This is a genomic window from Flavobacterium sp. CBA20B-1, from assembly GCF_028473145.1.
GTDB lineage: Bacteria > Bacteroidota > Bacteroidia > Flavobacteriales > Flavobacteriaceae > Flavobacterium.
The window spans coordinates 2,269,639-2,296,478 of the sequence record NZ_CP092370.1 but is presented as its reverse complement, the minus strand read 5'-3'; the positions used below and the strand labels follow the sequence as shown (position 1 = coordinate 2,296,478).

The window sequence follows — 26,840 nt, the reverse complement described above, 5'->3', positions numbered from 1 at the left end:
TGAATGAATTTGTTGAATGCATAGATTTATTTTATTGGATTATTTTAGTGAAAAACGAGGTGTATGCTTCGTTTTTCCTTTTATAAAACTATTTGCAATGCTGCGTAATTTCAAACAAATATTTATTTAATTTTGCTTGTTCTTAATCATTTTTTATGAAAGCTTTATTAAATGTTATAAAGTGGTTATTGCTGGCACTAACCGTATTGTTGTTGGCATATATTTGTGGAATTACTTTTTTTCACGACATCGTTTTTTACATGAACGAAAAGTATAAAATTTACCTAATTATTCAGTTAGTACATTTAGCCGCATCATTGTCTGCACTATTTGTAATTTGGAGCAGCCAACTGTTCGACCGTTGGAAAAAAATCGATCAAACATTATTGGTGGTGTTTTTATCCATTTTTGGATTGTGGTATTGGTACAAGAAATACGGCAAAATTTATTTAGATCATGAAAATACGAAAGAGTATTAGTTGATGGTAAAAACAATAAAGAAGCTGTCCGAAAAGTCGGACAGCTTTTTTTTGTTGTATTTTTTCTCCAAAATAATTATCTTAGAGTTGCACAAAAAACCAACAATGGCTAAGGTAGTTTTTAAAAATCAAACAGGCAATAGTCCTGAACTTTTTCCGATTAATATTTTTGATAAAATCCCTAATAATCACCCTGTTCGATTAATCGAAGAGGTCGTTAACTCGTTGGATATTAGCAATATAATTAAGTTGTACAAAGGAGGTGGTACCTCTGCATATCATCCAAGAATGATGATTAAAGTGTTGTTTTACAGCTATTTGTCAAACGTTTATTCTTGCCGGAAAATAGCTAAAGCACTCACCGAAAACATCTATTTCATGTACATTTCGGGCAACTCTACGCCTGATTTCCGAACCATTAACGACTTTCGAGGGAAAATATTAAAAAATCATATTCAACAACTATTTGCCGAAGTAGTGAAAATGCTGGTTGAAATGGGCTATGTAAGTCTTGATATTCAGTACATTGATGGAACAAAAATCGAAGCCAAATCGAATCGTTATACTTTTGTTTGGAGAGGTTCGATTGAAAAATACAAGGAAAAATTAGAAGTTAAAATCAACACGATTCTTTCAGATATCGAAAGTGCTATTCAGTCTGATAATCAAGAAATTAACAAAGAAGAATTACCTAAAAGCATCAATTCGGAAGAACTTCGGGAGAAGCTATCGATCTTGAATAAAAAGCTGAAAGAACCCACTAAAAAACAGGCAAAAGAGCTACAAAAACTTCAGGATGAGCATCTTCCAAAATTAGAAAAATACGAAAAAGACCTAGAAACTTTAGGCAATAGGAATTCTTACAGCAAAACCGACCCCGACGCTACTTTTATGCGGATGAAGGAAGATCACATGAAAAACGGACAGCTTAAACCGGCTTATAATACGCAGATTTCAACTGAAAATCAGTTTATTACCCACGTTTCCATCCATCAAAAACCGGGGGATACCACGACTTTGGAATCGCATCTTGATGGTTTTGAAAATCTCTATGGAAAACAAAGCAAAGAAGTGGTTGCCGATGCAGGTTATGGGAGCGAAGAAAATTATGAAATGCTTGAAAATAAAAGCATTAAAGCCTACGTGAAGTACAATTATTTTCACAAAGAAACGAAACGGACGATGAAAAATAATCCGTTTTTGGTTCAGAATTTATTCTACAACAAAGAACAAGATTTTTACGTTTGTCCGATGGGTCAACGAATGGAAAATGTTGGCAAAGGAAAACGAATTTCGAGCAACGGACACGAATCGCAAGTGTCTTATTATCAGGCAAAAAACTGTAATAATTGTCCGCTTCGAGAGGAATGTTTCAATGCAAAAGGTAATCGCAGAATAGAAGTCAATCACCGTTTGAATGAGCTTAAAGAAAGAGCGAGAAATTTATTAACGAGCGAGAAAGGGCTGGAACATCGCAGTAAACGCCCTATAGAAGTAGAGGCTGTTTTTGGGCAACTCAAGTACAATAATGATTTTAATAGATTTACATTCAAAGGCTTAGAGAAAGTAGAATTAGAATTTCTACTGATGGCTCTTGGACATAATTTTAGAAAAATGGTGGCTGTAGCAGTTGCGGGAAGAAAAACGGTATTCAAACGCCGTATTTTTGGTTCTAAACTTGTCATTTTTGTCGAATTTAGATGCTATCAGCGGTCTTTATTTCAAAAAAAGCAAGAAATTAACTTTAGTGATGATGTTGAAAAGTTAGTAGTATAACAAAGAGGCTATCCTTTTTGGACAGCCTCTTCTTATTTATAATAAAGTTGATATTATATAAATTCTTTAAATCTTCGTCAGTTCGAGCTTGTCGAGAACTTCTCGATACGCTTCAATGCGTTGCGCTACTCGAAGAGACGATCCTTGTAAATATTACTTTGTTTAATATTTTAGTATCGTACCAACATAAGAAATCTTATTTAAACGCTGGGAAACCCGTAACATCCATACCTGTAATTAACAAGTGAATGTCGTGTGTACCCTCATATGTTACCACCGATTCTAAATTCATCATGTGACGCATAATAGAATATTCGCCGGTAATCCCCATTCCGCCTAACATTTGGCGTGCATCACGGGCAATGGTTAATGCCATATCCACGTTGTTGCGTTTCGCCATTGATATTTGTGCTGATGTTGCTTTGCCTTCGTTACGCAAAACCCCCAAACGCCAAGTTAATAATTGTGCTTTGGTGATTTCTGTAATCATTTCGGCTAATTTCTTTTGCTGTAATTGAAAAGCTCCGATTGGTTTATCAAACTGAATGCGTTCTTTAGAATATCTTAAAGCCGTATCATAACAGTCCATTGCAGCACCAATAGCTCCCCACGCAATACCATATCGAGCCGAATCTAAACAACCAAGGGGCGCGCCTAATCCAGATTTGTTTGGTAATAAATTTTCTTTTGGAACTTTCACATTGTCAAAAATCAATTCTCCAGTTGCCGATGCTCTTAACGACCATTTGTTATGCGTTTCAGGAGTTGAAAAACCTTCCATTCCTCTTTCCACGATTAATCCATGAATTCTACCTTCTTCATTTTTTGCCCAAACCACGGCTATATCTGCAAATGGAGCGTTTGAAATCCACATTTTTGCACCGTTCAATAAATAATGATCGCCTTTATCTTTAAAGTTTGTAACCATTCCGCCCGGGTTCGATCCAAAATCAGGTTCTGTTAAACCAAAACATCCAATCATTTCGCCGGTTGCTAATTTTGGAAGATATTTCATGCGTTGTTCTTCGTTTCCGTATTTCCAAATGGGATACATTACCAACGATGATTGAACCGATGAGGTTGAACGTACACCTGAATCGCCACGTTCAATTTCCTGCATGATTAATCCATAGGAAATTTGATCTAATCCTGCACCGCCGTATTCCACAGGGATATAAGGTCCAAAACCGCCAATTTCACCCAAGCCTTTTACAATCTGATGTGGAAATTCAGCACGTTGTGCATACTCTTCAATAATGGGCGAAACTTCTTTCTTAACCCATGCGCGCGCCGCATCGCGTACTAATTTATGTTCTTCTGTAAGTAAATCGTCTAATAAATAATAATCTGGTGCCTGAAATAAATCCGGTTTCATATCTACAATTGTTTAGTTCTCACAAAAATACTTATTTTTTAAGAAGAAAGAGAAAATTTTTTATGATTGAATTTTTTCGAATAAAAATAGTAACTTGCTGTTAGTTATTGATAAAAGAAGAAAAAGTAGTTGTGATATGATAAATAATGATGTAAAAAATCAGATGAAAATAAACAGACTATTTGGTCTTTGTAGGTACGTTACGATTTTTCTTGGAATATTTTTGCTATCTACTTGGACTGTAAAATCCGCATCTTTAGAAAATCTAATTCAATATAAATTTCAGCAAGATGTTTTTAAAGAAATTACAGGTATTGTTAAAACTGAACAAGGAGATCCAATTCCGGGCGTTGTTGTAAAGTTAGCAGGAACAAATGTAGAAACAGTAACAGATGTTGAAGGAAGGTACAAGTTTGATGCAAGTGAAGGCGATAGAATTCAGTTTATTTATAAAGGGTATAAAACAATTATGGCGACTGTTCGTAGGAGTAATATTTTGAATATTAAGATGAAAGAAGAAGATATTGACTTGCCTGACGTTATAATTTCTTTCAATTATCATTCAGCAATAGGATGTGCTATTGATACAGTTGGTGTTAAAAAAATTGAACTTAATAAAAAGCATATTGTAGATGTTGCATTCCCATTAGTCTTTAATGTCGATATGAGACCGTCAGAAGTTTATAGAAATTCCGAAATCATTTTAAAAGATGCAGAAGCTTTAACACGTAATGGTAATTATACTTACATTGTAGATGGCGTGCGTGTTAGCGAAGAAACATTTCGATCGTTAAATCAGAACGATGTTGAAAGCGTTGATATTTACAAACACACCAATGTTTACAATGCACGGTTTGGAAACAAAGAAAATCAAAGTAGCATAGCTTTGGAAGTTAGATAGACTTTTATCCTGCAAGATTTTTAAAATCTTGTAGGTTTGAATTAAGTAATATTTGAAACCTACAAGGTCATTCAGACCTTGCAGGTTTTATCAAAACAACCGCAACTGTTCGCCTTTCGTTCCATCAAACAAATCAGTTGATAACGCAGGGAATTTCGAGTGACTGAAAAATTTCTTTCTGCCAATTTCGAATGTTTTGTGAATCATATCGGCAAAATTTCCGTTACCTGCATTGCGTTTTGCGATATTCTTTTCGGCTAAATTACCTTTGTGCAGGGATGCAATCTGATTTAAAATTTTTTCTTTTCGATCGGGATAATGCACTTCCAACCAATCTTTAAAAACAGGTTCCACTTCATCGTTTAATCCCACCAAAGTATATCCAAAAGAATGTGCCCCATTTTCTGAAATTGTTTTTAATATCGGCAGAATTTCCATGCTGTTTAACCCGGGAATGATCGGCGCAACCATTACATGCGTGGGGATATTGTTTTCGGATAACGTTTGTAAGGCTTTTAGTTTTGTTTTTACAGATGATGTTCTGGGCTCTAAAACCCTGCGTAAATCCTCGTTTATGGTTGGTATGCTTAAAGATACATTTACTAGATTTTTAGCTGCCAGTGATTTTAAAAGATCTAAATCGCGAAGTATTAATGAGTTTTTTGTAATGATACTCACCGGATGACGGTAATCTAAACACAGCTGCAATATTTTGCGAGTAATTTCTAATTTTCGTTCTAAAGGTTGGTAGCAATCAGTATTTCCCGATAATTGAATAGTTGATGCTTTGTAACCGCGTTTTAAAAAAAACTGCTCTAAAAGTTCCGGAGCGTTTTTCTTAACCAAAATAATTCGTTCAAAATCTACACCGGCACTAAATCCCCAATATTGATGCGTTGGCCGGGCATAACAATACGCACAACCATGTTCGCAACCCTGATACGGATTTACAGAATATAAAAAGGGTAAGCTGTTGCCTTTTACTTTATTGACTATGGTTTTTGGAAATACCTCTAAAATTTGTGTTTTAGCCAATTCTTCTTCATAATCATCTTGATAAATCGAGGTTTCATAGCGTTGTTTAAAGAATTTATTAGCAATATTTTCTACGGCACCTTGTCCTTTTGTAATTTCTTTTTTCATACTGTTTTACCCTTACGCTTCTATCTTTCAAAAATACATTCAGCTAAAGACATTTTGTGTCATTGGAACCAAATATATCTTTGCATCTGCAGAATGAAAAAAAATTACACCCCTATCATAAAAACAGTAGGTATTGCAAAATGTATAAAACTAGGTGAGAGCTTTACACTTTCCCTTCCCACTCATTAAAAAATTGCTCTAGAAAACCTTCCATATAACGGTGACGGTTTGCCGCCATTTCTTTTCCTGTTTGGGTATTCATTAAGTCTTTTAAAAGCAATAGTTTTTCATAAAAATGATTAATTGTTGTGCCTTTATGGTGTTTGTATTCCTCTTTGGTCATTTTTAATTTGGGCGCTATTTCGGGGTTGTGCATAGCATTGTTTTTATAGCCTCCATAATTAAAAGTTCGGGCAATACCAATGGCTCCAATGGCATCTAAACGATCGGCATCTTGAACAATTTCTAACTCTTTGGAATGAAATGTTCTGTTGAAATTTCCGCCTTTAAACGAAATATTCTCGATGATTTTCACCACATGTGCTTGCACATCTTCCTTAATATTAATAGACGCCATAAAGTTGCGTGCTTTTTTAGGACCAATAGTTTCATCGCCATTGTGAAACTTACTATCGGCAATATCGTGCAACAATGCTCCTAAAACAACAACTTGCTCATTGGCTTGTTCGGTTTTTAACAAGGTTAACGCATTTTTATAAACCCGTTGAATGTGGAACCAGTCATGCCCAGCTTCTGCACCTTCTAACTCTTTTTTTACAAAATTTACTGTTTGAGTGATGTAATCCATTTGAAGAAAACGATTAAAAAAGCCGATATTTCTATCGGCTGCTTTTTGTTATTTTACAATTGCGGGGGTTACCCATTTAAAAATATGTGATTCATCTGAAATCTTCATACGATCGGCTAATTTTGCCATTCGGTCTGGAAGTTTCATTAAATAGTCTCTTGCTTTTTCGGCTTCATCTGTTAGGTTGGTAATCTTGTCTATTTCCCAACGTTTGATCAACTTATTTAGAATATCCACATAATCCATAGAGGTATAAACACCTATTCTTTGTGCCGATTCTGAGAAGTTGTGAAAAGCATCTCCGATTGCCCCACCCGATTCGCGGATTAAATTAGCAGGCATGGTGATTTTTCTTTTCATCATATAATGAAAAGCTTTCATCATTTCTGAAGGATCTACCTGAAAAATGCGTTCTACAAATTCGGAATATGCATGATGATGGCGCATTTCATCGCCTGCAATCAGTTTGCATATTTTTGATAGTTTGTGGTCGCCGTATTTTTTTGCCATTTGCGCCACGCGGTTGTGCGAAACATACGTTGCTAACTCTTGGAAACTAGTAAATACAAAGTTTTTGTAAGGATCGCGGTCTGTTCCAGGGTCAAAACCATCGTTGATTAAATGGTGAGTGGTCATTTCCACCTCGCGCATGTTTACCCTACCAGACAAATACAAATATCTATTTAGCAAGTCGCCATGACGGTTTTCTTCACCTGTCCAATGACGGATCCATTTTGCCCATCCGTTTCCATCGCCATCTTCACCACCTCTTTGATCTACACCTTCCACATCCATTAACCACGATTCATAGGTAGGCAATGCTTCTTCGGTAATGGTATCGCCCACTAAAACCACCCAAAAATCATAAGGTAATTCTTTGGCATACGCTTGTAATTCGCGAACTTCTTCTAGAAAGTTTTCATTGCGCGCATCAGGTAGCATGTCAGAAGGCTGCCAAATTTTTTCTACAGGGATTAAATAATTCTGCACAAAAGTATCTATGTTCTTTTCCAAGAACTGCATTACTTCTAATCGAACATTTTGAATAGACATTTTAATAATTTTTTTATACAACTTTTGTTGCGTTATTTTATTGATGAAACAATTGCTTCTTCCGTTTTTTGAAACAATGTTACAAAATCAAAATCGCTTACTTTCATGGCGTCATGAACTTGCAATTTTAGGGCGCTTCCCAAGCCCATTGGAAACATTCCAAACCGAAACATTTTCCACGAGTTGTTAATTGTTAAAGGCACTACATACGCATCAGGAGCAAATTTACAAAGCATTTTCACACCGTTTTCTGAAAAACGCTTTGGCTTTCCGGTTTTAGAGCGTGTTCCTTCTGGAAAAATCACTGCCGAACGGTTGTGCTTCTGTATGTATTCACCCAAGCCTTTTATGGCGGGTAATGCTTGTTTGGGGTCGTTTCGATCAATTAAAACCGACCCACCGTATTTTAGATTGAACGACACACTTGGTATGCCTTTTCCCAATTCTTTTTTACTTACAAATTTTGGATGTGTTGCTCTTAAAAACCATATAATCGATACAATATCAAACATCGATTGATGATTTGATACATAGATGATTGGTTTGTTCTGTGGCAATTTCTCACGTCCTTCCACATTAAATGTTGTTCCCAAAATGTTGGCGCTGCGCATTAGAAACCATTGCAAAATATCTACACTGGTTTTATGGGCTTGATAGCCAAACAATTTCAAGCAAACCCACTGTATGGGATGAAACAACAACAAACTTAAACTTAAGAATAAATAATATACAATACTTAACGGATAAGATAAAATCTTGTGCACTTGTTACAATTTATGTTCAAATATACAACAAAAAAAAAATCTACCGAAATTCAGTAGATTTTTATGTTATTTGGCATACAAATTAACAATATTCATTGTATGCTTCCTTCAAATTCTCAGCAATAACATCTGCTGGATGCCCTTCAATATGGTGACGCTCTAACATGTGAACCAATTCGCCATTTTTAAACAAAGCCATTGAAGGCGATGATGGTGGAAAAGGAAACATTTTTTCGCGTGCGGTGTCAACAGCTTCTTTGTGAACACCTGCAAAAACCGTTACAATCTGTGCCGGTTTTTTGTCGTTGCCTAAACTCATGATTGCTCCCGGGCGCGCATTACGAGTCGCACAACCGCAAACCGAGTTCACTACAACTAGAGTGGTTCCGTCTTTTGCCAATGCATTTGTAACTTCATCTGCTGTATATAATGCTTCAAAACCTGCTGAAGTTAATTCTTCTTGCATGGGTTTTACTATTTCTTCTGGATACATATTTTTATGTTTAATAATTATCCACAAAATTAATCATTTTTAACGACAGATGAAAATCAATAAAACTTAAAGAAATGTTATTTGTTTTGATAAAGATTCTTTGCAGTTTTATAAATTTGTTGAAAACAAAAATATGATACAACCACCATATTTACAAAAAGGCGATACGGTAGGAATAATTTGTACCGCAAGAAGTTTTTCGAGTGAAGCTGCTCAACCAGCCATAGAACTATTACAATCGTGGGGTTTGTTGGTTGAATTAGGAGCAACAATCGATGTGAATGTGAACCAATTAGGCGGAACCGACCAGCAGCGCACAGACGATTTGCAACGAATGTTAGACAACCCCAACATAAAAGCTATTTGGATTGCAAGAGGCGGATACGGAACGGTGCGAATTATCGATTCCATTGACTTTTCAAAATTTTTAAAGCACCCTAAGTGGATTATTGGTTTTAGCGACATTACGGTTTTGCACAGCCATATTCACAATTTAGGCGTGGCAACTTTTCATGCCATTATGCCGTATTCTGTGCCCAAAGCATTATCCGAAGCTAAAGAAACATTGCGTCAGGCGTTGTTTAACGAAGATTATCAAATTGAAATCCCATCGAACCCAAGCAACAAATTAGGTGCGGCAGAAGGCGCGTTAGTAGGCGGAAATTTATCGATTATTTATAGTCTTTTAGGATCAAAATCATCCATCAATACGAACGGAAAAATTTTGTATTTGGAAGATTTAGATGAATATTTGTATCACATAGACCGTATGTTTTACAATTTAAAACGCAATGGCTATTTCGATGGTTTGAATGGATTAATCATAGGGGGAATGACCGATATGCATGACAACCAAATTCCGTTTGGATATGATGTAAGGCAAATTGTTTTGGATTTGTGTAAAGAATTCGATTTTCCTATTTGTTTTGATTTTCCCGCAGGACATATACCTGACAATCGTGCATTGAAATTAGGAACAACCGTTTCGCTTGCTATTACTGAAAACGCCACCATTTTAAAATACATATAATGGCAACACACAATGATATTGGCACAAAAGGGGAACGATTAGCCCAAGAGTATTTACAAATGAATGGCTACACCATTTTAGAAACAAACTATCGCTATAAAAAAGCCGAAATCGACATTATTGCCACCAAAGATCATCTTTTAGCAATAATCGAAGTAAAAACACGCACTTCTACCGATTATGGAGAACCGGAAAGCTTTGTAAACAACAAAAAAATCAAATTGATTTTAGAGGCAACCAATGCCTACATTCAAGAAAAAGATTTAGACTTAGAAGTGAGCTTGGATATTATTTCGGTAATCATTGGAAAAACAACCGAAATAAACCATATTCCGAACGCTTATTATTTCTTTTAAGTAAAATTTTGTTAATATTCTGTTGAAAAATACTGCTAACCAAATCAATTTTTGTACTTTTAAATAAAAAAAGTATGACTTCTTTTCGTATAGAAACAGACTTATTAGGCGATTTACAAGTTCCCGTAAATGCTTATTATGGTGTGCAAACTCAGCGCGCCATTCAAAATTTCAAAATATCAAACTATAAATTAAATCACTATCCGATTTTTATAAAATCATTAGCTGTTGTAAAATTAGCAGCTGTTGAAACCAATTTTGAACTAGGCTTAATAAAAGATGATTTAAAAGAGGCGATCTCGCAAGCATGTTTGGATATTTTGAAGGATCAGTACCTCAACGAGTTTCCAATTGACATGATTCAAGGTGGTGCAGGTACATCGGTAAACATGAATGCCAACGAGGTTATTGCAAATATTGCTTTGGAGAAAATGGGGCATAAAAAAGGCGAATACCAATATTGCTCGCCAAACGATCATGTGAATCTCTCCCAATCTACCAACGACACCTACCCTACTGCTTTAAAATTGGCTTTGTTTCAATCTTCAAAAGAAATAACGAATGCGTTAGAAAAGTTATTCTTTGCATTGGATCGCAAGGCAAAAGAATTTGAAAACGTAATAAAAATGGGGCGTACCCAACTGCAAGATGCTGTACCAATGACTTTAGGTCAAGAATTTGAAGCTTTTGCTTTTACATTAAAGAAAGAAATTCCTTATTTGCAGGAACAAGCCTATCAATTTTTGGAAGTGAATATGGGTGCAACAGCTATTGGCACAGGACTGAACGCTCCGAAAGGATACGCACAGTTATGTGCTGAAAAATTAGCAACCTTACTAAATGAACCTGTGAAAATGGCAGAGAATTTAGTAGAAGCAACGTCTGACACCAGCAGCTTTGTTGCATATGCCGGTGCTTTAAAAAAATTAGCCATTAAACTATCCAAAATATGCAACGATTTGCGCTTATTGGCATCTGGTCCCCGAACTGGTTTATATGAAATTAATTTACCTCCCAAACAACCCGGTTCATCGATCATGCCTGGAAAAGTGAATCCCGTGATTCCCGAAGTGGTCAACCAAGTGTGCTTTAAAGTAATTGGCAACGAAACAACGGTTTGCTTGGCTGCAGAGGCTGGTCAATTGCAATTAAACGTTATGGAACCCATTATTGCTTTAACGATTTTTGAATCGATTGAAATTTTAACGAATGCCATTGATACCTTACGCATTGAATGCGTGGACGGAATAACTGCTAATACCGAACATTTACGAGCGGAAGTGCAAAATAGTATTGGCATTGTTACTGCTTTAAACCCTATCATTGGTTATAAAAACAGCACAAAAATTGCCAAACAAGCCCTGGAAGAAAATCGAAGTGTATATGACTTGATTTTAGAGCAAAACATTCTTACCAAAGAAGAATTAGACCGATATTTAGACCCCAAAAACATGTTGAGTTCGCATTAGAATAATAAAAGTCGTTTTCTTTATACTGGGAAACGGCTTTTCCTTTTAAGAGATTTAGATTTATAATTTTTAATCAGACATGTTGGTTAAATCCTAATGCAGGTTTCTCATAGATTCCTGTTAAATACCTGTCTCTGCATGTATGCCGAAATGTGCTTTTGCAATAGGGATTATAGCCTTGTTGGAGCTCTTTGTTTTTGCCAAAAAACAAAAGCGACGGCGGAAAGCCCGACCTGAAACGCTAGTGGAAGGGATTGCCCAAAGAAAAACTTTTGTTGGTGGTTGTTTTATTTATTTTTATATTCATCGTTTAATTTTATGGATAAATACATGAAAAAAATTGGGGCTTTTTTATTTTTTCTATTTTTTGCAGGGGTTGTTTTTGCGAACGATGGTGCTTATTTTATGAGCGGCAATCAGTTAATACCTATTAAGGAAACAAGTGTTGAAGTACGCAAGGAAATACTTTCGTTAAAACGGGTGGGTGACTTTGTAGAAGTTACGGTTGATTATACTTTTTTTAATCCGGAAAAGAGAGCGAAAACGATTTTGGTGGGTTTTGAAGCTTTTTCTCCAGAAGGCGATGCAGATTTCTACCCTAAAAATGGGCAACATCCTTATATGAACGATTTTACTGTGAATTTGAATCAAAAGATTCTTCCGTATGAGATTTCGTATGTATCAACTGAAAATAAGGAAAAGGAATTTTCTTTAGCAGAAATTGAAAACAGCGAATCCATGCTTGATTATGCAGAATTTTATTATGTGTATCATTTCAATGCTACTTTTCAGCCAGGAAACAATCGTTTGGTGCATACCTACAAATTTCGCTTGTCGGGCTCGGTAGATTATGCATATAATTTTGATTATGTTTTAACGGCAGCAAACAGGTGGGCAAATAATAAAATTGACGATTTTACATTGAATATTGATATGGGTGCTTATCAGGATTTTTATATAAATTCTACTTTTTTTAAATCGGTTGATGAATGGACCATTCATGGCGTTGGTGAAAAAGTGGATGATTTTATGAAAGAATACCGGTTTTCTAACGGACAAAGTGCTGCGGGGTTTTTTATTCATAATGGAACTATTCAGTTTAAAAAGAAAGATTTTCATCCTAAAGGAGAATTATTTCTGTTCAATCCGCATTTTTTCTTCATTAATAATGTTTTTAGTTTGCAAAATAATCTTCCCTTTCATAAAGATTTAATGATATTTTTTGATGAAATTGAAGACGAAAATGCTTTAAAAGTGCTTCAGAATTTACCTTATGCCCGCAGAGGATATGTTTTTAAAAATGAGATTTTGAAGAATTATTATGAGAAAATGCCTTGGTATATTCCCAATGAAACGTATGTGCCAGAGCCAGATGAATTAGATGAAATGGAACAAAAATGGCTGGAAGGGCTTAAAAATATAAAAATTTTAAAAACAAAATAATGCATCAATTGAAAAATATAATAGGGTTGTTTTTTATTCTTTGCAACTGTTTTACAAATGCACAAAACAACACCTATAATCAAAAAAAAGAGTATGGTTTTAAAGGCGCAGTGAAAAAAGTGACCACTTATATGGTGCGCACTACTAAATATCGGATTCCAACGGATACAGTCGATTATTTTGGTAAAACCAGTATCCATTTCACAAAATCGGGCGATGTAACCACTTATACCAAAATGTATCAAATGCCCGATTACGCATTCAAAAGCAACATGCATTATAAAGGTTCCGGAAAAAACATATCGTTTACCGAAACTAGCACTCTAAACGGTGAACAAGAAAAGAAGCTCGATTACACCTATCATTGGACAACGGATTTAAGTTATGAAATACTGCCCAAATTGGTTGCCGATAGCACAAAAACCACTGTGCATTTAAACACTGATTTCTCTATAAAAAAGGTTGTTTTTGAAGGAGTTAATTTTAAATCTGAGGAAGAAGCCACCTACTTGTACGATGAAAACAACCAATTGCAACAACTTATTTACGATGTTAAAACCACCGATGGCGATGAAATTTCTACTATTCAAGATGTACGCAAAATAAAATCGGTAGATGTGTTTAACAATCCCACTGTGATTTATTTTTACGAAACCACCGAAAGTCGTGTGCCAAAATCGGTACTTTTTAGGTATTATGAATATTACTAAGTGTATGAAAACAGAAAAAAATTATCTAGAAATCAACAGAAATTCTTGGAACAACCGAACCGAAGTGCATCTTAGCTCTGCTTTTTATGATTTAGAGGGATTCATGCAGGGAAAATCGTCTTTGAATTCGATTGAATTGGAATTGTTAGGCGATGTTTCCGGAAAATCGATTTTGCATTTGCAATGCCATTTTGGACAAGATACTATCTCACTAAGCAGAATGGGTGCAAAAGTGAAGGGTGTTGATTTATCAGACAAAGCAATAGAAGCCGCAAAAGTTTTGGCTCAAAAATTAAACGCCGATGCCGAATTTATTTGTTGCGATTTATATGATTTACCCAATCATTTACACCAAACGTTTGATATGGTTTTTACAAGCTATGGCACCATTGGCTGGTTACCCGATTTAGATAAATGGGCGAAAATTGTATCGCAATTTTTAAAACCCGATGGAAAATTCGTATTTGTAGAATTTCATCCGGTGGTTTGGATGTTCGATGATGCTTTTGAAAAAATCGAATACAACTATTTTAAAAGTGATGCAATTGAAACCTTAGAAGGATCTTATACCGAATCAACAACCGATGCAAAGCAACATTTCATTACTTGGAATCACAGTTTAAGCGAAGTTTTAAGCAGTTTGTTGCAACAAGGATTACAGATCAATTCGTTTAATGAATATGATTATTCACCTTACAATTGCTTTGATAATACCCTAGAATTTGAACCAAATAAGTTTAGAATTGCGCATTTGGGTAATAAGATACCAATGGTTTATTCGTTGATGGCTGTTAAAGCAAAACAATAACAGTTATATACCTACTTTATACTTCTAATGTAGTAGCTCCGAAACCTTGTAAGTTGAAAAGTTAATCTGAATACACTAACCTTCAAAAGGTGTAAATTAAAAAATCATCTACGTTTTTTAATATTTCTAACTAAAGCATCTACCACACCTAAAATCACGACTTCATCGCTCTCGGTAATAACAACAGAATGTGCATATTTTGGGTTTAGTGCCACTAATTTAGAATTCATTTTATCATAGCGTTTTAAAGTGTATGCTGATGAATTAATTGATACCACCACATCATCACCGTGTTGCGGTTCATAATCGGAACGCAAGATTAAAATGTCATTTTCTTGGTAATCAGGATACATAGACAAGCCCTTTACACGATTTACAAATGTTGCTTCAACTTTAGAAAGATACAATTCGTCTAAACTGATACGATCATTTAAAAAATCTTCTGCTGGTGATGGAAAACCAGCATTAACACCTTCTTTTACCTGCACATAATATTTTTCACCATTGGTATGAATGGGCAAAAATTCTAATTCGCTATCAAATTTTATAAACTGTATCATCTTATTTCTAAAATTTCATTCCATTTTGTGGTATAATTAGGGCTTAAATGCTCCTGATTCATTTTCCATGTTTTATCTAATGCTTGGGAAGCCAATTTCAATTTTTTAGTTCCGTATTTAGAATTTAACCGATCTATTGTTTGCATAAGTGTTCGATGCTTTACCGGTTCTTCTTCAAACAAAACAAATTGTTTTCCATGTTCCGGTGCAATACCACCCACGATAACTCCGGCTTTTTTGTAATGGTATCCTTGTTTAAAAATTAAATCTAGACCTTTTTGTGCACATTTAGCAAGTTCTATATCTGAGTTTGTTGGATATGGCATACTCACATTTATAGAGCGACTATATTGGTCTTGTTTTTCATTGAAGCGGTTGGTATAGATAAAAACAGTAACTACTTGGCAAGTTGATTTTTGCTTATGCAATTTTTGGGCACAAGTAACTGCAAAGGTTGTGATACGTTCTTTAATGTATTCCTTATCCGTATAAGTGGTATCAAAAGAGCGCGTGGTTGCGATATGCTTTTTGGCTTGAATTTCTTCCAACCCTAAAACCGAAATTCCTTCTAACTCTTTTTTTAAACGCAACCCTACTACTGAAAATTGTTTTCTTACATACTCATCGGGAAGTTCTATAAACTGAGAAGCTTTATGAATACCATTGGCTTTCAACTTTTTAGACATTTGTCTTCCAATACCCCAAACATCTTCTATATTAAGCCATTTTAAAGCTTTAACCCGTTTTTCATCTGTATCGATAATATAAACACCCTTTAACTCAGGAAATTTTTTTGCAATATGATTGGCTACTTTCGCCAAAGCTTTCGTAGGCGCAATACCCACACAAGTTGGTAGAAGCGTTTTCTGTAAAATCTCTTGTCTTATTTTTTTGCCATATTCACCTAGTGAGTGCATAGAAAAATCATGGAGATTCAAAAAACATTCATCGATAGAATACACTTCTAGATCAGGGGTGTAGTTTTGCAGAATACGATACACTCTATTGCTCATATCTCCATATAGTGCATAGTTTGAAGAAAATACTTGTATTCCTAATTCTTGAAATTTTTCTTTATATTTAAACGTGGGAGCACCCATAGGAATTCCGGCCTTTTTAGCTTCGTTTGAACGCGAAATAACACAACCATCGTTATTACTTAAAACAACAACAGGTCTATTGCGTAAAGTTGGATTAAAAATACGCTCACAACTTACATAAAAATTATTAATATCTACCAAAGCATACATTTTACAAATGTAATTTTTTATAAAATGTAAAAGAAGTTAAAATGGTGTCGTTTTGCTGAAAAAAACCGATTACTTTTTCCGAACTCACAGCTATAAATACATCCCTACGAGTTGTTTTGATTAAAATCTTTGTAAAACAAATCAATGACTTTGACGAGGATGTTTTTAATTTGGTTTGCTCCCTCTTGGGTTGTTAAATCAATTCCAGAAAATGTGTTCCCGTTCACACCTTTATACATATTTAAGTAGTACACTCCCGAAACTAATAGTGCAGAAAAAGCCCGGAATTCTACTGCCTTTTCACCAAAATAGGGGTCGGTTAAATTTTGTAACAGTAGTTCGCCATTACGTTCACGTTCATCGTTAATATTTTTCAGCGCTTGTTTTTTTTCAGATATACCCCAAAGCAAAATATTTTGTAGTGCATCATTTTTATCCATATAGTCATACTGTTGCACCAACATTTCTTTAACAAAAGCCTCGCCACCATCATTTAAAACTTCGTTTTGCATTTGCACATTACTCCAAAAGTCAAATGTGCGTAGATATTCGTCAATTAATTCTTCGCGTCCTCCAAAATATTTATAGATTAGTTTTTTGTCTAAACCTGCAGTCTCGGCAATAGTATTTACTTTCAGAGCAGTATAACCTTTCGTTTTCAAGATATGCCCTACGGCATTTAAAAACTGCTTCTTACTCTTATTTTTATCCCTCTTTCTAGGTTCATTTTCAGGCAATTTCATTTTTTTTTCAGTTTTTAGCAAAAATAATCATTTTTTTCAATTCACTTATTGGTGACTTGTGTTATATTTGCATTACTTCGCTATAATGCTAAGTTTCAATTATTAGGAATTGTAATTATACATCACCATAATTTTATCAAAACACTTATCATCGCAATTCCGGGCAAAAATAGTTCGGAATTGTTTTATTGTAACCACTTTTTCTTAACAATTTCATTACCTCATCATCCCCTACTTTAACCTTACAATAATACAAGGCTAACATTTGGTTTTCTTTGCTGCGCTAGTTTTGTGGCAAATAAATTTTTAAGCCAAAACTATAAAAATGAAGCATTTTTACATTTTAGCCGCATCGTTAGTTGGTGCAATGACATTTGCACAAAACGGAGTGATTTCCGGAAAAGTAGTAGATGGAAACAATCAATTTTCTTTACCTGGAGCTACAATTAAAATCGAAAATTCGAATCGCTACACTATTTCCAATCAAAACGGTGGCTATGAATTTTTAAGCCTTCCAGAAGGCACCTATACGGTTTATGTAGAATACATTGGATATGTAACTGCTGCGCAAGAAGTTGTTGTTGTTTCAAATACTACAACAACTGCAAATTTTCAATTATTTACGGGTTCTGAAGAGTTGGAAGAGCTTGTAATTATCGGTGATTTTCTTCGCGGGCAGGCAAAAGCCTTAAACCAACAACGCAACAATGCCAATATCACCAACATTATATCGTCTGACCAAGTGGGGCGTTTTCCAGATGCCAATATCGGTGATGCTTTAAAAAGGGTGCCGGGAATCACTATGCAGAACGATCAAGGCGAAGCTCGTAACATTATTGTTCGCGGATTATCTCCTGAGCTGAATTCAGTTACTTTAAATGGCGACCGTATCCCTTCTGCTGAAGGAGACAACAGAAATGTTCAAATGGATTTAATTCCATCGGATATGATTTCTTCGATCGAAGTAAATAAAACATTAACGCCGGATATGGATGCCGATGCTATTGGTGGGTCTGTAAACCTTATTACCCGTGCTGTTCCAAACCGCGAGCGCATTTCGGCAACTTTGTCTGGCGGATACGCACCAATTCGCGACAAAGGTTTATACAATGGTGCCTTTATATACGGAAATCGGTTTGTTGATAATAAATTGGGCGTTATTGCTTCAGGAACATGGCAGTCACAAAATTTTGGATCAGACAACGTAGAAGCTGTTTGGGACAAGGACGACAATGGCAATGCGTATTTAACCGAAATGGACATCCGCAAATACGATGTGCAACGTGTGCGCAGAAGTGCTTCATTGAGTGCCGATTATGTTTTTAACGAAAACCACCGAATTGATTTCACAGCAATGTATAACTGGCGCGACGATCGTGAAAACCGTTACAGAGCACGATACCGCGATTTGGAATTGCAAGACGACGGCACCTATATTGGTGAAATTCGCAGAGAAACAAAAGGCGGAATTGATAACAACCGCAACCAAAATGCACGTTTAGAAGATCAACGTGTCGTTAACGTGTCGTTGCGTGGTGAGCACTTATTGTCGCCAAAATTAGACATGGATTGGGCTTTTTCTTATTCAAAAGCGAGCGAAGACCGTCCTAATGAGCGATACATCGATTTCAGACAGAAAGACGTGGCAATGGGGCAAGATCTTTCTGATGGCAAAAAACCGTTAGTATTTGCATTGAATGGTGAAAATCCAAATGATTTTGAATTGCGAACAATATCTGAAAACCACGATTATACGCAAGAAGAAGAAATCGGAGCTAAAATTAATTTCCGCATGCCCTTTTCAGTAATTGAAGACCAAAAAGGACGCTTGCGCTTTGGAGCACGTTTGCGCTTGAAAGATAAAGTACGTGATAATATTTTCTACGAATACCAACCTATAGCAGAATGGGGCAGTTTAGCAAACACTCCAAATGTGAATTGGTCAGGAAACGGATACAATCCAGGCTCGCAATATGCACCCGGATACTTTGTAAACAATGCTTTTTTGGGTTCTTTGAATTTAGGAAATCCTGATTTGTTCGAAGCTTCGTTGCAACCTTCGGAATTTTTATCATCAAACTATAAAGCAAAAGAACGCATTACAGCAGGATATTTGCGTTGGGATCAAGATTTTAAAGAGAAAACATCAATAATTGCAGGTGTTCGTTTAGAGCATACAGCTATCGAATATACAGGAAATTATATCATAGATGAAGAAGATTTGGTAGGTGAAATTAAAAACGAAAACGATTATTTGAACATTTTACCAAGTATTACTTTAAAACATTATATCACCAATAATTTTATTTTGCGTGCTGCAGTAACCACAGGTATTGCACGTCCTAATTATTATAATTTGGCTCCTTATGTGAATGCAATTCCTGCCGATGCCGAAATTGCTGCGGGAAATCCTAACTTAAAAGCAACGTATGCAACCAATTTCGATGTAATGGCAGAAAATTATTTTGAAAATATTGGTATTGTGTCGGCTGGGGCATTCTATAAAAATTTAGACAACTTTATTTATACTTATAACAATACCATTTTTACAACTGAAGATTTTGCGGCACAATTTCCGAACGTAGCCAACCCAATACCAGGTGGCGAAAACTGGGATTTCACACAAGCTCGTAACGGTGATAAAGTAAGCGTTTATGGTTTCGAAGTAGCTTTTCAGCGACAGTTAGATTTCTTACCTGGAAAATTCTTTAAGAACTTTGGTTTATATGCCAACTATACCTTCACAAAATCTGAAGCAAAAGGAATTACCAACGAAGACGGAACTCCACGCACAGGTTTAGGTTTACCGCGCACTTCACCGCACATGGTGAATGGATCTTTGGCATGGGAAAACGACAAATTCTCTGCGCGTATATCAGCTAACTTCACCTCGGCTTATTTAGATGAAATTGGCGGCAACGAATTTGAAGATAGTTATTACGACAAACAATTTTTCCTTGATTTTAACATGGCTTACAAGTTCTTGCCAAATTGGCGCGTGTTCTTAGAAGCAAACAACTTAACCAATCAGCCGTTGCGCTATTATCAAGGTGAAAGCAACCGCATGAAACAAATGGAATTTTACCAATCTCGCTTCACTTTGGGCGTTAAATATGATTTTTAATGAAAAATAAACATTCAATCTACTTATTATTTTTATTAGTCATTAGTTTTTATTCGTATGGTCAGGCGCGTCCTGATCATACGCTTAATAAAACAGCGAATCAACATGCAGAGATTCAACCTGCAAAAAACGGAATTTCGTTTTTGGCTATCGGCGATTTTGGCCGTCATGGCGCATTCACCCAAAAAGAAGTTGCCCGTGATATGGGAACGGTTGCAGAAATTTTAGATTTGAATTTCACCATTTCTGTGGGTGATAATTTTTATCCGAATGGCGTTCAAAGTACGCAAGATTACCAATGGATTTCATCGTTTGAAAGCATTTATACCCACCATTTATTGCACGAACCTTGGTTTGTGGCTCTAGGAAATCACGATTATGAAGGAAATGCCCAAGCACAGATTGATTACAGCAACATTTCGAGACGTTGGCAAATGCCTCATCGCTATTTTGAACGATTAATAGAAATTGATAAAGGCAAATACTTACAACTTTTGGTGATTGATACCAATCCGTTTATTGCTAAATACAAGGCAGATCCTGAAAAATATTTGGGAATAGCTGATCAAAACACCCAAGAGCAATTACAATGGATAGAAACAAAATTAGCCAACAACGACCCCAAAATTGTGTGGAAAATTGTAGTGGGACACCATCCGCTGTACACAGGTGGCAAACGAAAAAATGATCAAGAAACCAAAGATATTCAATTGCTTTTTGAACCCATTTTAGAAAAACATAAGGTAGATGCCTACATTTGCGGACATGAACATGATTTGCAGGTTATAAAAAAAGGTGATAAAAATGTAATGCAGTTTTTATCTGGTGCAGGCAGCGAATTGCGCGAAACCGGTAAAATAGAAGGATCGCTTTTTGCCGAAGCCGTTCCGGGATTTATGGCTTTTACATTAACCAACAATGCGTTGAAAGCTTATGTAATTCAATCAAACGAAAAAGATTTCAAAGTAATTTATCAAACCGAAATTAAAAAATGAGAAAAGTACTCTATCTTATAGCAGTTACCACTTTTATAGCATCTTGCAATTCGTCTAAATTGGCTCCGGTTGCAAAAAATGCTTTAAAACCAACAATTGTTACACAACCAACACCCCATGATACCGATGATCCTGCTATTTGGATCAACAAAACCAACCCTTCGCAGTCATTAATCATCGGCACCGACAAAGAAGCGGCTACCGGCGGTTTGTATGCCTATGATTTACAAGGAAAAATGGTACATAAGGTATATCCAATGGATCGCCCAAATAATGTGGATATTGCATACAGCTTGCCATTGAACGGTAAAAAAGTGGATATTGTGGTGGTTACCGAACGAAAAAAAAATCAAATCCGCATATTTTCTTTGCCTGATTTAAAACCAATTGATAACGGCGGAATTGCTGTTTTTGCCGATTCAGAACAGAAAGATCCTATGGGAATTGCATTGTACACCAATCCTTCAAACGGAAAAATTTATGCAATTGTAGGCAGAAAAGAGGGAGTTTCAGGCGAATATTTGTATCAATATGAATTAACGGATAACAAAGGAACTGTTGGCGCTAATTTGGTGCGAAAATTTGGACACTATTCAGGCAAAAAAGAGATTGAAGCCATTATGGTTGATAATGAATTGGGATATATCTATTATGCCGATGAAACCCAAGGAATAAGAAAATATTACGCCGATCCCGCAAAAGGAGATAAAGAACTGGCCTTTTTTGGTCAAAAAGATTTTAAACGCGACCACGAAGGTATTGCTTTGTTCAAAACAAATGATAAAGAAGGATACATTCTTATATCAGACCAACAGGCAAATAATTTTGTGGTTTATAAACGCGAAGGCACCAATGACAATGTGCACGACCATAAGATGATTGCTAAAATTCCTTTTTCAACCATTGAGTGTGATGGTGCGGATGCGGTTAATTTTAACTTTGGAAGTATGTTTCCAAACGGTCTTTTGGTAGCAATGAGCAATGGTATGGTTTTTCATTATTACGATTGGCGCATTATTCAAAAAGAAATAGACCAACAGCAGAAATAAACCCCAAAAAACAAAACAAATCCTACAGCCAACACACTGTAGGATTTTTTTATTGATTGTTTTGATTACTTTTCGACAGGCGTTTCATTCACAATTCGGTGCGTATTATTTTTTAACGAATCGATTTTAAGAGGCACAGTGATTTCTTTTTGGGCAGATTTTTCACTGCCGGTAATATAATAATTTCCAACGATGAGAATTGCTGGGCAAAGCAACGACACACCGAATAGCAGTAAATGGGAAGTAATTTTTTTCATGAGTAGTTCTGTTTTGTTGAATATTTAGGTTTCTTGTTGTAATGCTTTTTTATAGGTGCTTAAGGCGCGTTCGCGTGCTTGTTCATGAACCACAATGGGTGGTTCTAAATTGGTTTCAAAATCAGGGTTCCATTTTTTTATGTATGCTAATTTTTTATCAAACTTTTGCGTTTGTGCAGTAGGGTTAAATATCCGGAAATATGGTGCAGCATCGCAACCGCAGCCTGCTGCCCACTGCCAATTGCCGTTATTGGCTGCCAAATCATAATCGTTTAATTTTTCGGCAAAATAGGCTTCGCCCCAACGCCAATCAATCAGTAAATGTTTGCACAAAAAACTGGCAACAATCATGCGCACGCGATTGTGCATAAAACCGGTTTGGTTCAGTTGCCGCATACCTGCATCTACAATGGGATAGCCGGTTTGTCCGTTGCACCATTTTTTAAATTCGGCTTCGTTATTGCGCCACGCTATATGGTCGTATTTTTCTTTAAAAGATTGATGCACCACGTGTGGAAAGTGATACAAAATTTGCATAAAAAATTCGCGCCAAATTAGTTCAGAGAGCCACACCTCATTGTGTTTCATGGCAAAAGATACACACTTGCGAATACTTATGGTGCCAAATCGCAATGCTGTTCCCAACTGTGTGGTGTGTTGCAATGCCGGAAAATCGCGGTATTTGTCGTAATCATTAATAATAGTTGGTTCTAAAACAGGTTTTTCAAAAATAAAATCGGTGGTTTTAAAACCGATATCCTCTAAACTAAGAAGGTGTTGCGAGGTTTTGTGAAAATTTGCGGTATTTAAGGCGTAGGTTTTAAGGGATTCTTTCGTTAATTTACTGCGCCATTTTTTGGAATATGGTGTGTAAACTGTATAGGGTTTGCCATCGTCTTTGGTTATTTCGTTCTGTTCAAAAATCACTTGATCTTTGTACGTGTGAAATGATATATCTTTCTTGGTCAAATAATCGGCCACCAATGCATCTCTTTTAATTGCTTGTGGCTCGTAATCTCTGTTGCAAAAAACAGCCTGAATATCATATTGTTCGGTTAAGTCCTCAAACGCTTCCAACACGCTTGAATAAAACGTATGCATACCTGAATTAATCTTTTCTAAATCAGCATTTATATCTGTAATTGCTTGATGAATATAGTGTACCCTGCGGTCTTTTTTTTCTGGTAATGCATTTAAAATGCTTGTATCAAAAATAAAAACAGGAAGCACAGGTAATTCGCAGCCCAATGCGGCAGATAAACCTGCATTGTCGCTTAAACGCAAATCGCGACGAAACCAAAATATGTTTACTTTAGTTTTCATGAATTGGCTTTCTTTGGAATATCTTGAAAAAATAAAGTACCAATAAAAATTGTGCGTAACCGTAAACTGCATCTTCCACAGGAATGGTAAGCATTCTGATACCTAGAAACTCATCGGGATTGTAATTTACGATGGGCGATGGTAATCCGGTTCCTGTGAGTATTCCGTTAACCCCGAAAAAACCGGGCATTAGTATTAAAAAGGTTAAACTGGCACGGCTGATCCATTCTTTTTTAGCGATAAAATGCAAGTAAACAAGCGTGAGTATTGTAGCGATTGCCGTAACCAAAGTGTACATTTTATCGGTATGCAACAGCCCTACCACCGCACAAACAATGATGCTTACAAACACAATAACATTGTTGAAGGCGCTTGCCCATGGCCAATCGAAAAATTTCTCTAAACAGAAATAGGTAAACACACACGAAAAGGGAATACAGAAAAAAAACAACCATTCTTCAATTGGTAAACCGGCAATAATTAAACCTGTGGTATAATCGGTATTAAACCACCACACTCCGTGTGCAGTGAACCATACATCCCATGCAATAAAAGGAATGGCAACTATTGTGGCTGCCAACAAGAACGGTCCGAATTGTTTATGAAACTGCAAGCGCTTATCAAATGATGCGATGAAGCAAACAATTATCGTAAAAAAGTTTATCAGAAGATAGGTATAAGGTTGCAGCATCATTATTTATTGAAATACATTTTAAAATATTTTACAGGAACCCACAAGAAACCGAAACATTCACCGTGTTCTTTTCCCAAGTGTTTGTGGTGTTGTTTATGCGCTCTGCGGATTGATAAAAGGTATGGATTTTGGGTGTTTTTAAGTACTTTCAATCGTTGGTGAATAAAAATATCGTGTACAAAAAAATACGCCATACCGTATAATGTGATGCCAATTCCGATATAAAAAAGATAATTAAATGCGGCTTGAGCTCCAAAATACATCAATGCAATAGCAGGTATCGCAAAAATCACAAAAAACCAGTCGTTTCGTTCCAATTCACCTTCGTTGCTATGATCGTGATGATCGCGATGCAAAACCCACAAAAAACCGTGCATTACATATTTGTGAATCACCCAAGTGGCGCCTTCCATCAGCAAAAATACAGCTATAACTATTAATACATTCATGGTTTGTTATTTGTTTGCAAAAAGTTTTTCCAACACTTTGTATCGGTAATTAAAAATATGTTCTAATTTTTTTTGAACCATTAATTTATGTGCAATATTTCCTATTGGTCCAAGTGGTAGTTCGTAATCTACCGTATCATTCATGAACACTCCTTCTTCATTAGGGATAAATTCATGGAAATGATTCCAGTATTTATAAGGTCCTTTTTTCTGAAAATCGGTAAAGCTTTTTCCTTCATCCACTTGTGTGATGAGCGTGGTCCAGCGCATGGGAATATTGAGCAATGGCGTGATTTTATACGCAATTTCTTGCCCAACGTAAATCGATTCGCCATTTAAAGCAGTTAGTACATCAAAACCCATTTCTTTCGGAGTTATAACCGCCAAATTATGCGGCGATGAAAAAAACTGCCAAGCTGTTTCTATATCACAATAAAGCTGTTGTGTTCGTTTTAACTGATAGCGCATCTTTTTAATTTTTTTTAAACAACCTCATTGATCATTTTCAGTAAGGTTGATGACCGCACATTTCCTTTGTGCTTGATAATAAAATCTTTGTCTTCTTTTTTATTGTCGCGGTAATTGAGAAACCATGGGGCATTCTCTTGAACAGAAAATCGAAGAAAACGAATCTCAATATTATTGGAGTCTGCTTTTACCGCTTTCTCTAATTTTTTTTTCCCTTCATTAAAGGTTTTTAACTTTGCTGTGGGACCGCCCACATGTTTTGCCCAAATGGTTTGCAAAGCGCCTAAATAAGCCAAATGCACGTTGCTACTGGTTTCATTGGTAAGCTGGGTAATTAATGTTTTGCATATTTCTTTATTGTTTGCAGCTTGGGCATAGTTTTTTCGAACATATTCTAAATCTAAAACCACTGCGCTTTTTGCAACAATAGGCAACATACATATCACAGCTATTAGCAATTTTTTCATCATAAGGCAGTAATTTTATATTGCAGGTAACTGGTCATTGCAAGCCCTAATTTTTGTCCGTTATGCACACGTACTCTTTCTTTTAAAATGCGTTCTGCGGAGCTTTTTTTAATTTTGTTGAACAAACACAAATAATATCTGTATGCCAAATACACTCCAAATTTTGATGCTGCAGGCAACTTTTTAATTCCTACCAAAGCTTCTTTAAATTCTGCAGCAATTTCGGCTTCAATTTGTGCCTTAATACGGTTGTCGAACACATTCATTTCAATATTAGGGAAATAGGTTCTGCCCAAAACATGATAATCATCCTTTAAATCTCTTAAGAAATTCACTTTTTGAAACGCCGATCCCAATTTCATGGCATAAGGCTTCAATTCTTCGTATTGATTTTGCTTGCCTTCTGTGAACACTTTCAGGCACATAAGTCCTACTACTTCGGCCGAGCCTAAGATATATTCTTTATACAAGTCGGAATTGTAATCTATTTTGTTTAAATCCATTTCCATACTATGCAAAAATTGATCAATTAAACTGCGATCAATAGCATATTTGTGCACCGCTTCTTGAAATGATTGCAAAATAGGGTTTAATGCAATACGCTCATCTAAAGCTTGATAGGTTTGCTCGGTAAGTCTTTTCAACAAAACCGCCTTGTCATAATCGTGAAAACTGTCCACAATTTCATCGGCCAAACGAACAAATCCGTAAATACCATAAATAGCAGGGCGAATGGAAGGGTGCAATGCCAAAATGCCCAATGAAAAGCTGGTGCTGTACTTTTGCGTAGTAGCTTTGCTTACATGTTGCGATAATTCGTCAAAGAGTTTTTTCATCTTTATATTTTTTTAGG

General features: G+C 35.9%; 27 protein-coding genes and 1 pseudogene. 12 read left to right on the top strand and 16 right to left on the bottom strand.

Annotation, left to right across the window (positions count from 1 at the left end):
- Positions 1-155: 155 nt before the first annotated feature.
- Positions 156-479: a hypothetical protein gene (locus MG290_RS11280; protein WP_264561390.1), complete on the top strand. Its 324-nt coding sequence runs from the start codon at positions 156-158 to the stop codon at positions 477-479.
- Between the two features lie 105 nt (positions 480-584).
- A pseudogene (locus MG290_RS11275) lies at positions 585-2,096 on the top strand (IS1182 family transposase); the annotation flags it as partial.
- A 355-nt stretch (positions 2,097-2,451) separates the two neighbouring features.
- Here the strand turns inward: MG290_RS11275 and MG290_RS11270 are convergent.
- On the bottom strand, positions 2,452-3,630 hold the full coding sequence (locus MG290_RS11270) for an acyl-CoA dehydrogenase family protein (RefSeq protein WP_264561389.1): 1,179 nt from the start codon (positions 3,628-3,630) through the stop codon (positions 2,452-2,454).
- A 163-nt stretch (positions 3,631-3,793) separates the two neighbouring features.
- Between MG290_RS11270 and MG290_RS11265 the strand changes: the two genes are divergently transcribed.
- Positions 3,794-4,531 carry a carboxypeptidase-like regulatory domain-containing protein gene (locus tag MG290_RS11265; RefSeq protein ID WP_264561388.1) on the top strand — a complete coding sequence of 246 codons (738 nt, stop codon included), beginning with the start codon at positions 3,794-3,796 and terminating at the stop codon, positions 4,529-4,531.
- A gap of 90 nt (positions 4,532-4,621) precedes the next feature.
- Here MG290_RS11265 and MG290_RS11260 read toward each other — a convergent pair whose 3' ends face one another.
- The 5 genes from MG290_RS11260 to MG290_RS11240 form a co-directional block, all read right to left on the bottom strand.
- On the bottom strand, positions 4,622-5,674 hold the full coding sequence (locus MG290_RS11260; protein WP_264561387.1) for a PA0069 family radical SAM protein: 1,053 nt from the start codon (positions 5,672-5,674) through the stop codon (positions 4,622-4,624).
- Positions 5,675-5,837: 163 nt separating this feature from the next.
- A complete protein-coding gene (locus MG290_RS11255) occupies positions 5,838-6,482 on the bottom strand; it encodes an HD domain-containing protein (protein ID WP_264561386.1) in 645 nt (214 codons plus the stop codon).
- Between the two features lie 48 nt (positions 6,483-6,530).
- Positions 6,531-7,535 carry an acyl-ACP desaturase gene (locus tag MG290_RS11250; RefSeq protein ID WP_257499905.1) on the bottom strand — a complete coding sequence of 335 codons (1,005 nt, stop codon included), beginning with the start codon at positions 7,533-7,535 and terminating at the stop codon, positions 6,531-6,533.
- 32 nt (positions 7,536-7,567) lie between these two features.
- On the bottom strand, positions 7,568-8,299 hold the full coding sequence (locus MG290_RS11245) for a lysophospholipid acyltransferase family protein (RefSeq protein WP_264561385.1): 732 nt from the start codon (positions 8,297-8,299) through the stop codon (positions 7,568-7,570).
- 82 nt (positions 8,300-8,381) lie between these two features.
- On the bottom strand, positions 8,382-8,792 hold the full coding sequence (locus MG290_RS11240; protein WP_264561384.1) for a BrxA/BrxB family bacilliredoxin: 411 nt from the start codon (positions 8,790-8,792) through the stop codon (positions 8,382-8,384).
- 133 nt (positions 8,793-8,925) lie between these two features.
- Here MG290_RS11240 and MG290_RS11235 point away from each other — a divergent pair, with 133 nt between their 5' ends.
- From MG290_RS11235 to MG290_RS11210, 6 genes are all read left to right on the top strand, one after another.
- Complete coding sequence (locus MG290_RS11235) at positions 8,926-9,822, top strand: S66 peptidase family protein (protein WP_264561383.1); 897 nt, start codon at positions 8,926-8,928, stop codon at positions 9,820-9,822.
- Complete coding sequence (locus MG290_RS11230; protein WP_264561382.1) at positions 9,822-10,178, top strand: YraN family protein; 357 nt, start codon at positions 9,822-9,824, stop codon at positions 10,176-10,178. Before MG290_RS11235 ends, MG290_RS11230 begins: the two co-directional genes overlap by 1 nt.
- A 74-nt stretch (positions 10,179-10,252) precedes the next feature.
- Positions 10,253-11,647, top strand: a complete 1,395-nt coding sequence (gene aspA, locus MG290_RS11225; RefSeq protein WP_264561381.1) for an aspartate ammonia-lyase — start codon at positions 10,253-10,255, stop codon at positions 11,645-11,647.
- A 330-nt stretch (positions 11,648-11,977) separates the two neighbouring features.
- Positions 11,978-13,090, top strand: a complete 1,113-nt coding sequence (locus tag MG290_RS11220; protein ID WP_264561380.1) for a YARHG domain-containing protein — start codon at positions 11,978-11,980, stop codon at positions 13,088-13,090.
- 8 nt (positions 13,091-13,098) lie between these two features.
- Entirely contained in the window at positions 13,099-13,800 is a 702-nt protein-coding gene (locus MG290_RS11215; protein ID WP_264561379.1) for a hypothetical protein, read from the top strand.
- 4 nt (positions 13,801-13,804) lie between these two features.
- Positions 13,805-14,608 carry a class I SAM-dependent methyltransferase gene (locus tag MG290_RS11210; RefSeq protein WP_264561378.1) on the top strand — a complete coding sequence of 268 codons (804 nt, stop codon included), beginning with the start codon at positions 13,805-13,807 and terminating at the stop codon, positions 14,606-14,608.
- 104 nt (positions 14,609-14,712) lie between these two features.
- On the opposite strand, the gene MG290_RS11205 is transcribed toward MG290_RS11210, so the two are convergent.
- The 3 genes from MG290_RS11205 to MG290_RS11195 all read right to left on the bottom strand — a co-directional run bounded on the left by MG290_RS11205 (position 14,713) and on the right by MG290_RS11195 (position 17,161).
- The gene (locus tag MG290_RS11205) at positions 14,713-15,168 is read right to left on the bottom strand and encodes a LexA family protein (RefSeq protein WP_264561377.1); all 456 of its coding nucleotides are present in this window, start codon (positions 15,166-15,168) and stop codon (positions 14,713-14,715) included.
- Positions 15,165-16,418: a Y-family DNA polymerase gene (locus tag MG290_RS11200; RefSeq protein WP_264561376.1), complete on the bottom strand. Its 1,254-nt coding sequence runs from the start codon at positions 16,416-16,418 to the stop codon at positions 15,165-15,167. The genes MG290_RS11205 and MG290_RS11200 overlap by 4 nt, the downstream gene beginning before the upstream one ends.
- 104 nt (positions 16,419-16,522) lie before the next feature.
- Positions 16,523-17,161, bottom strand: a complete 639-nt coding sequence (locus MG290_RS11195) for a TetR/AcrR family transcriptional regulator (RefSeq protein WP_264561375.1) — start codon at positions 17,159-17,161, stop codon at positions 16,523-16,525.
- Positions 17,162-17,486: 325 nt separating this feature from the next.
- On the opposite strand from MG290_RS11195, the gene MG290_RS11190 reads away from it, so the two are divergent.
- From MG290_RS11190 to MG290_RS11180, 3 genes are read left to right on the top strand one after another with little or no spacing between them, the layout of a single operon-like run.
- Complete coding sequence (locus MG290_RS11190) at positions 17,487-20,285, top strand: TonB-dependent receptor (protein ID WP_264561374.1); 2,799 nt, start codon at positions 17,487-17,489, stop codon at positions 20,283-20,285.
- Positions 20,285-21,280 carry a metallophosphoesterase gene (locus MG290_RS11185; RefSeq protein ID WP_264561373.1) on the top strand — a complete coding sequence of 332 codons (996 nt, stop codon included), beginning with the start codon at positions 20,285-20,287 and terminating at the stop codon, positions 21,278-21,280. The genes MG290_RS11190 and MG290_RS11185 overlap by 1 nt, the downstream gene beginning before the upstream one ends.
- On the top strand, positions 21,277-22,329 hold the full coding sequence (locus MG290_RS11180; RefSeq protein WP_264561372.1) for a phytase: 1,053 nt from the start codon (positions 21,277-21,279) through the stop codon (positions 22,327-22,329). The genes MG290_RS11185 and MG290_RS11180 overlap by 4 nt, the downstream gene beginning before the upstream one ends.
- Positions 22,330-22,394: 65 nt before the next feature.
- Here MG290_RS11180 and MG290_RS11175 read toward each other — a convergent pair whose 3' ends face one another.
- From MG290_RS11175 to MG290_RS11145, 7 genes are read right to left on the bottom strand one after another with little or no spacing between them, the layout of a single operon-like run.
- Positions 22,395-22,586, bottom strand: a complete 192-nt coding sequence (locus tag MG290_RS11175; protein WP_264561371.1) for a hypothetical protein — start codon at positions 22,584-22,586, stop codon at positions 22,395-22,397.
- 24 nt (positions 22,587-22,610) lie between these two features.
- Positions 22,611-23,909 (bottom strand): cryptochrome/photolyase family protein, encoded by a 1,299-nt coding sequence (locus MG290_RS11170; protein WP_264561370.1) that lies wholly within the window; start codon positions 23,907-23,909, stop codon positions 22,611-22,613.
- The gene (locus MG290_RS11165) at positions 23,899-24,603 is read right to left on the bottom strand and encodes a lycopene cyclase domain-containing protein (protein WP_264561369.1); all 705 of its coding nucleotides are present in this window, start codon (positions 24,601-24,603) and stop codon (positions 23,899-23,901) included. Before MG290_RS11165 ends, MG290_RS11170 begins: the two co-directional genes overlap by 11 nt.
- The gene (locus MG290_RS11160; protein ID WP_264561368.1) at positions 24,603-25,052 is read right to left on the bottom strand and encodes a sterol desaturase family protein; all 450 of its coding nucleotides are present in this window, start codon (positions 25,050-25,052) and stop codon (positions 24,603-24,605) included. The genes MG290_RS11165 and MG290_RS11160 overlap by 1 nt, the downstream gene beginning before the upstream one ends.
- Before the next feature lie 6 nt (positions 25,053-25,058).
- Positions 25,059-25,520 carry an SRPBCC family protein gene (locus tag MG290_RS11155; RefSeq protein WP_264561367.1) on the bottom strand — a complete coding sequence of 154 codons (462 nt, stop codon included), beginning with the start codon at positions 25,518-25,520 and terminating at the stop codon, positions 25,059-25,061.
- 14 nt (positions 25,521-25,534) lie between these two features.
- On the bottom strand, positions 25,535-25,990 hold the full coding sequence (locus MG290_RS11150; RefSeq protein ID WP_264561366.1) for a hypothetical protein: 456 nt from the start codon (positions 25,988-25,990) through the stop codon (positions 25,535-25,537).
- The gene (locus tag MG290_RS11145; RefSeq protein ID WP_264561365.1) at positions 25,987-26,823 is read right to left on the bottom strand and encodes a phytoene/squalene synthase family protein; all 837 of its coding nucleotides are present in this window, start codon (positions 26,821-26,823) and stop codon (positions 25,987-25,989) included. The genes MG290_RS11150 and MG290_RS11145 overlap by 4 nt, the downstream gene beginning before the upstream one ends.
- Positions 26,824-26,840: the final 17 nt, after the last annotated feature.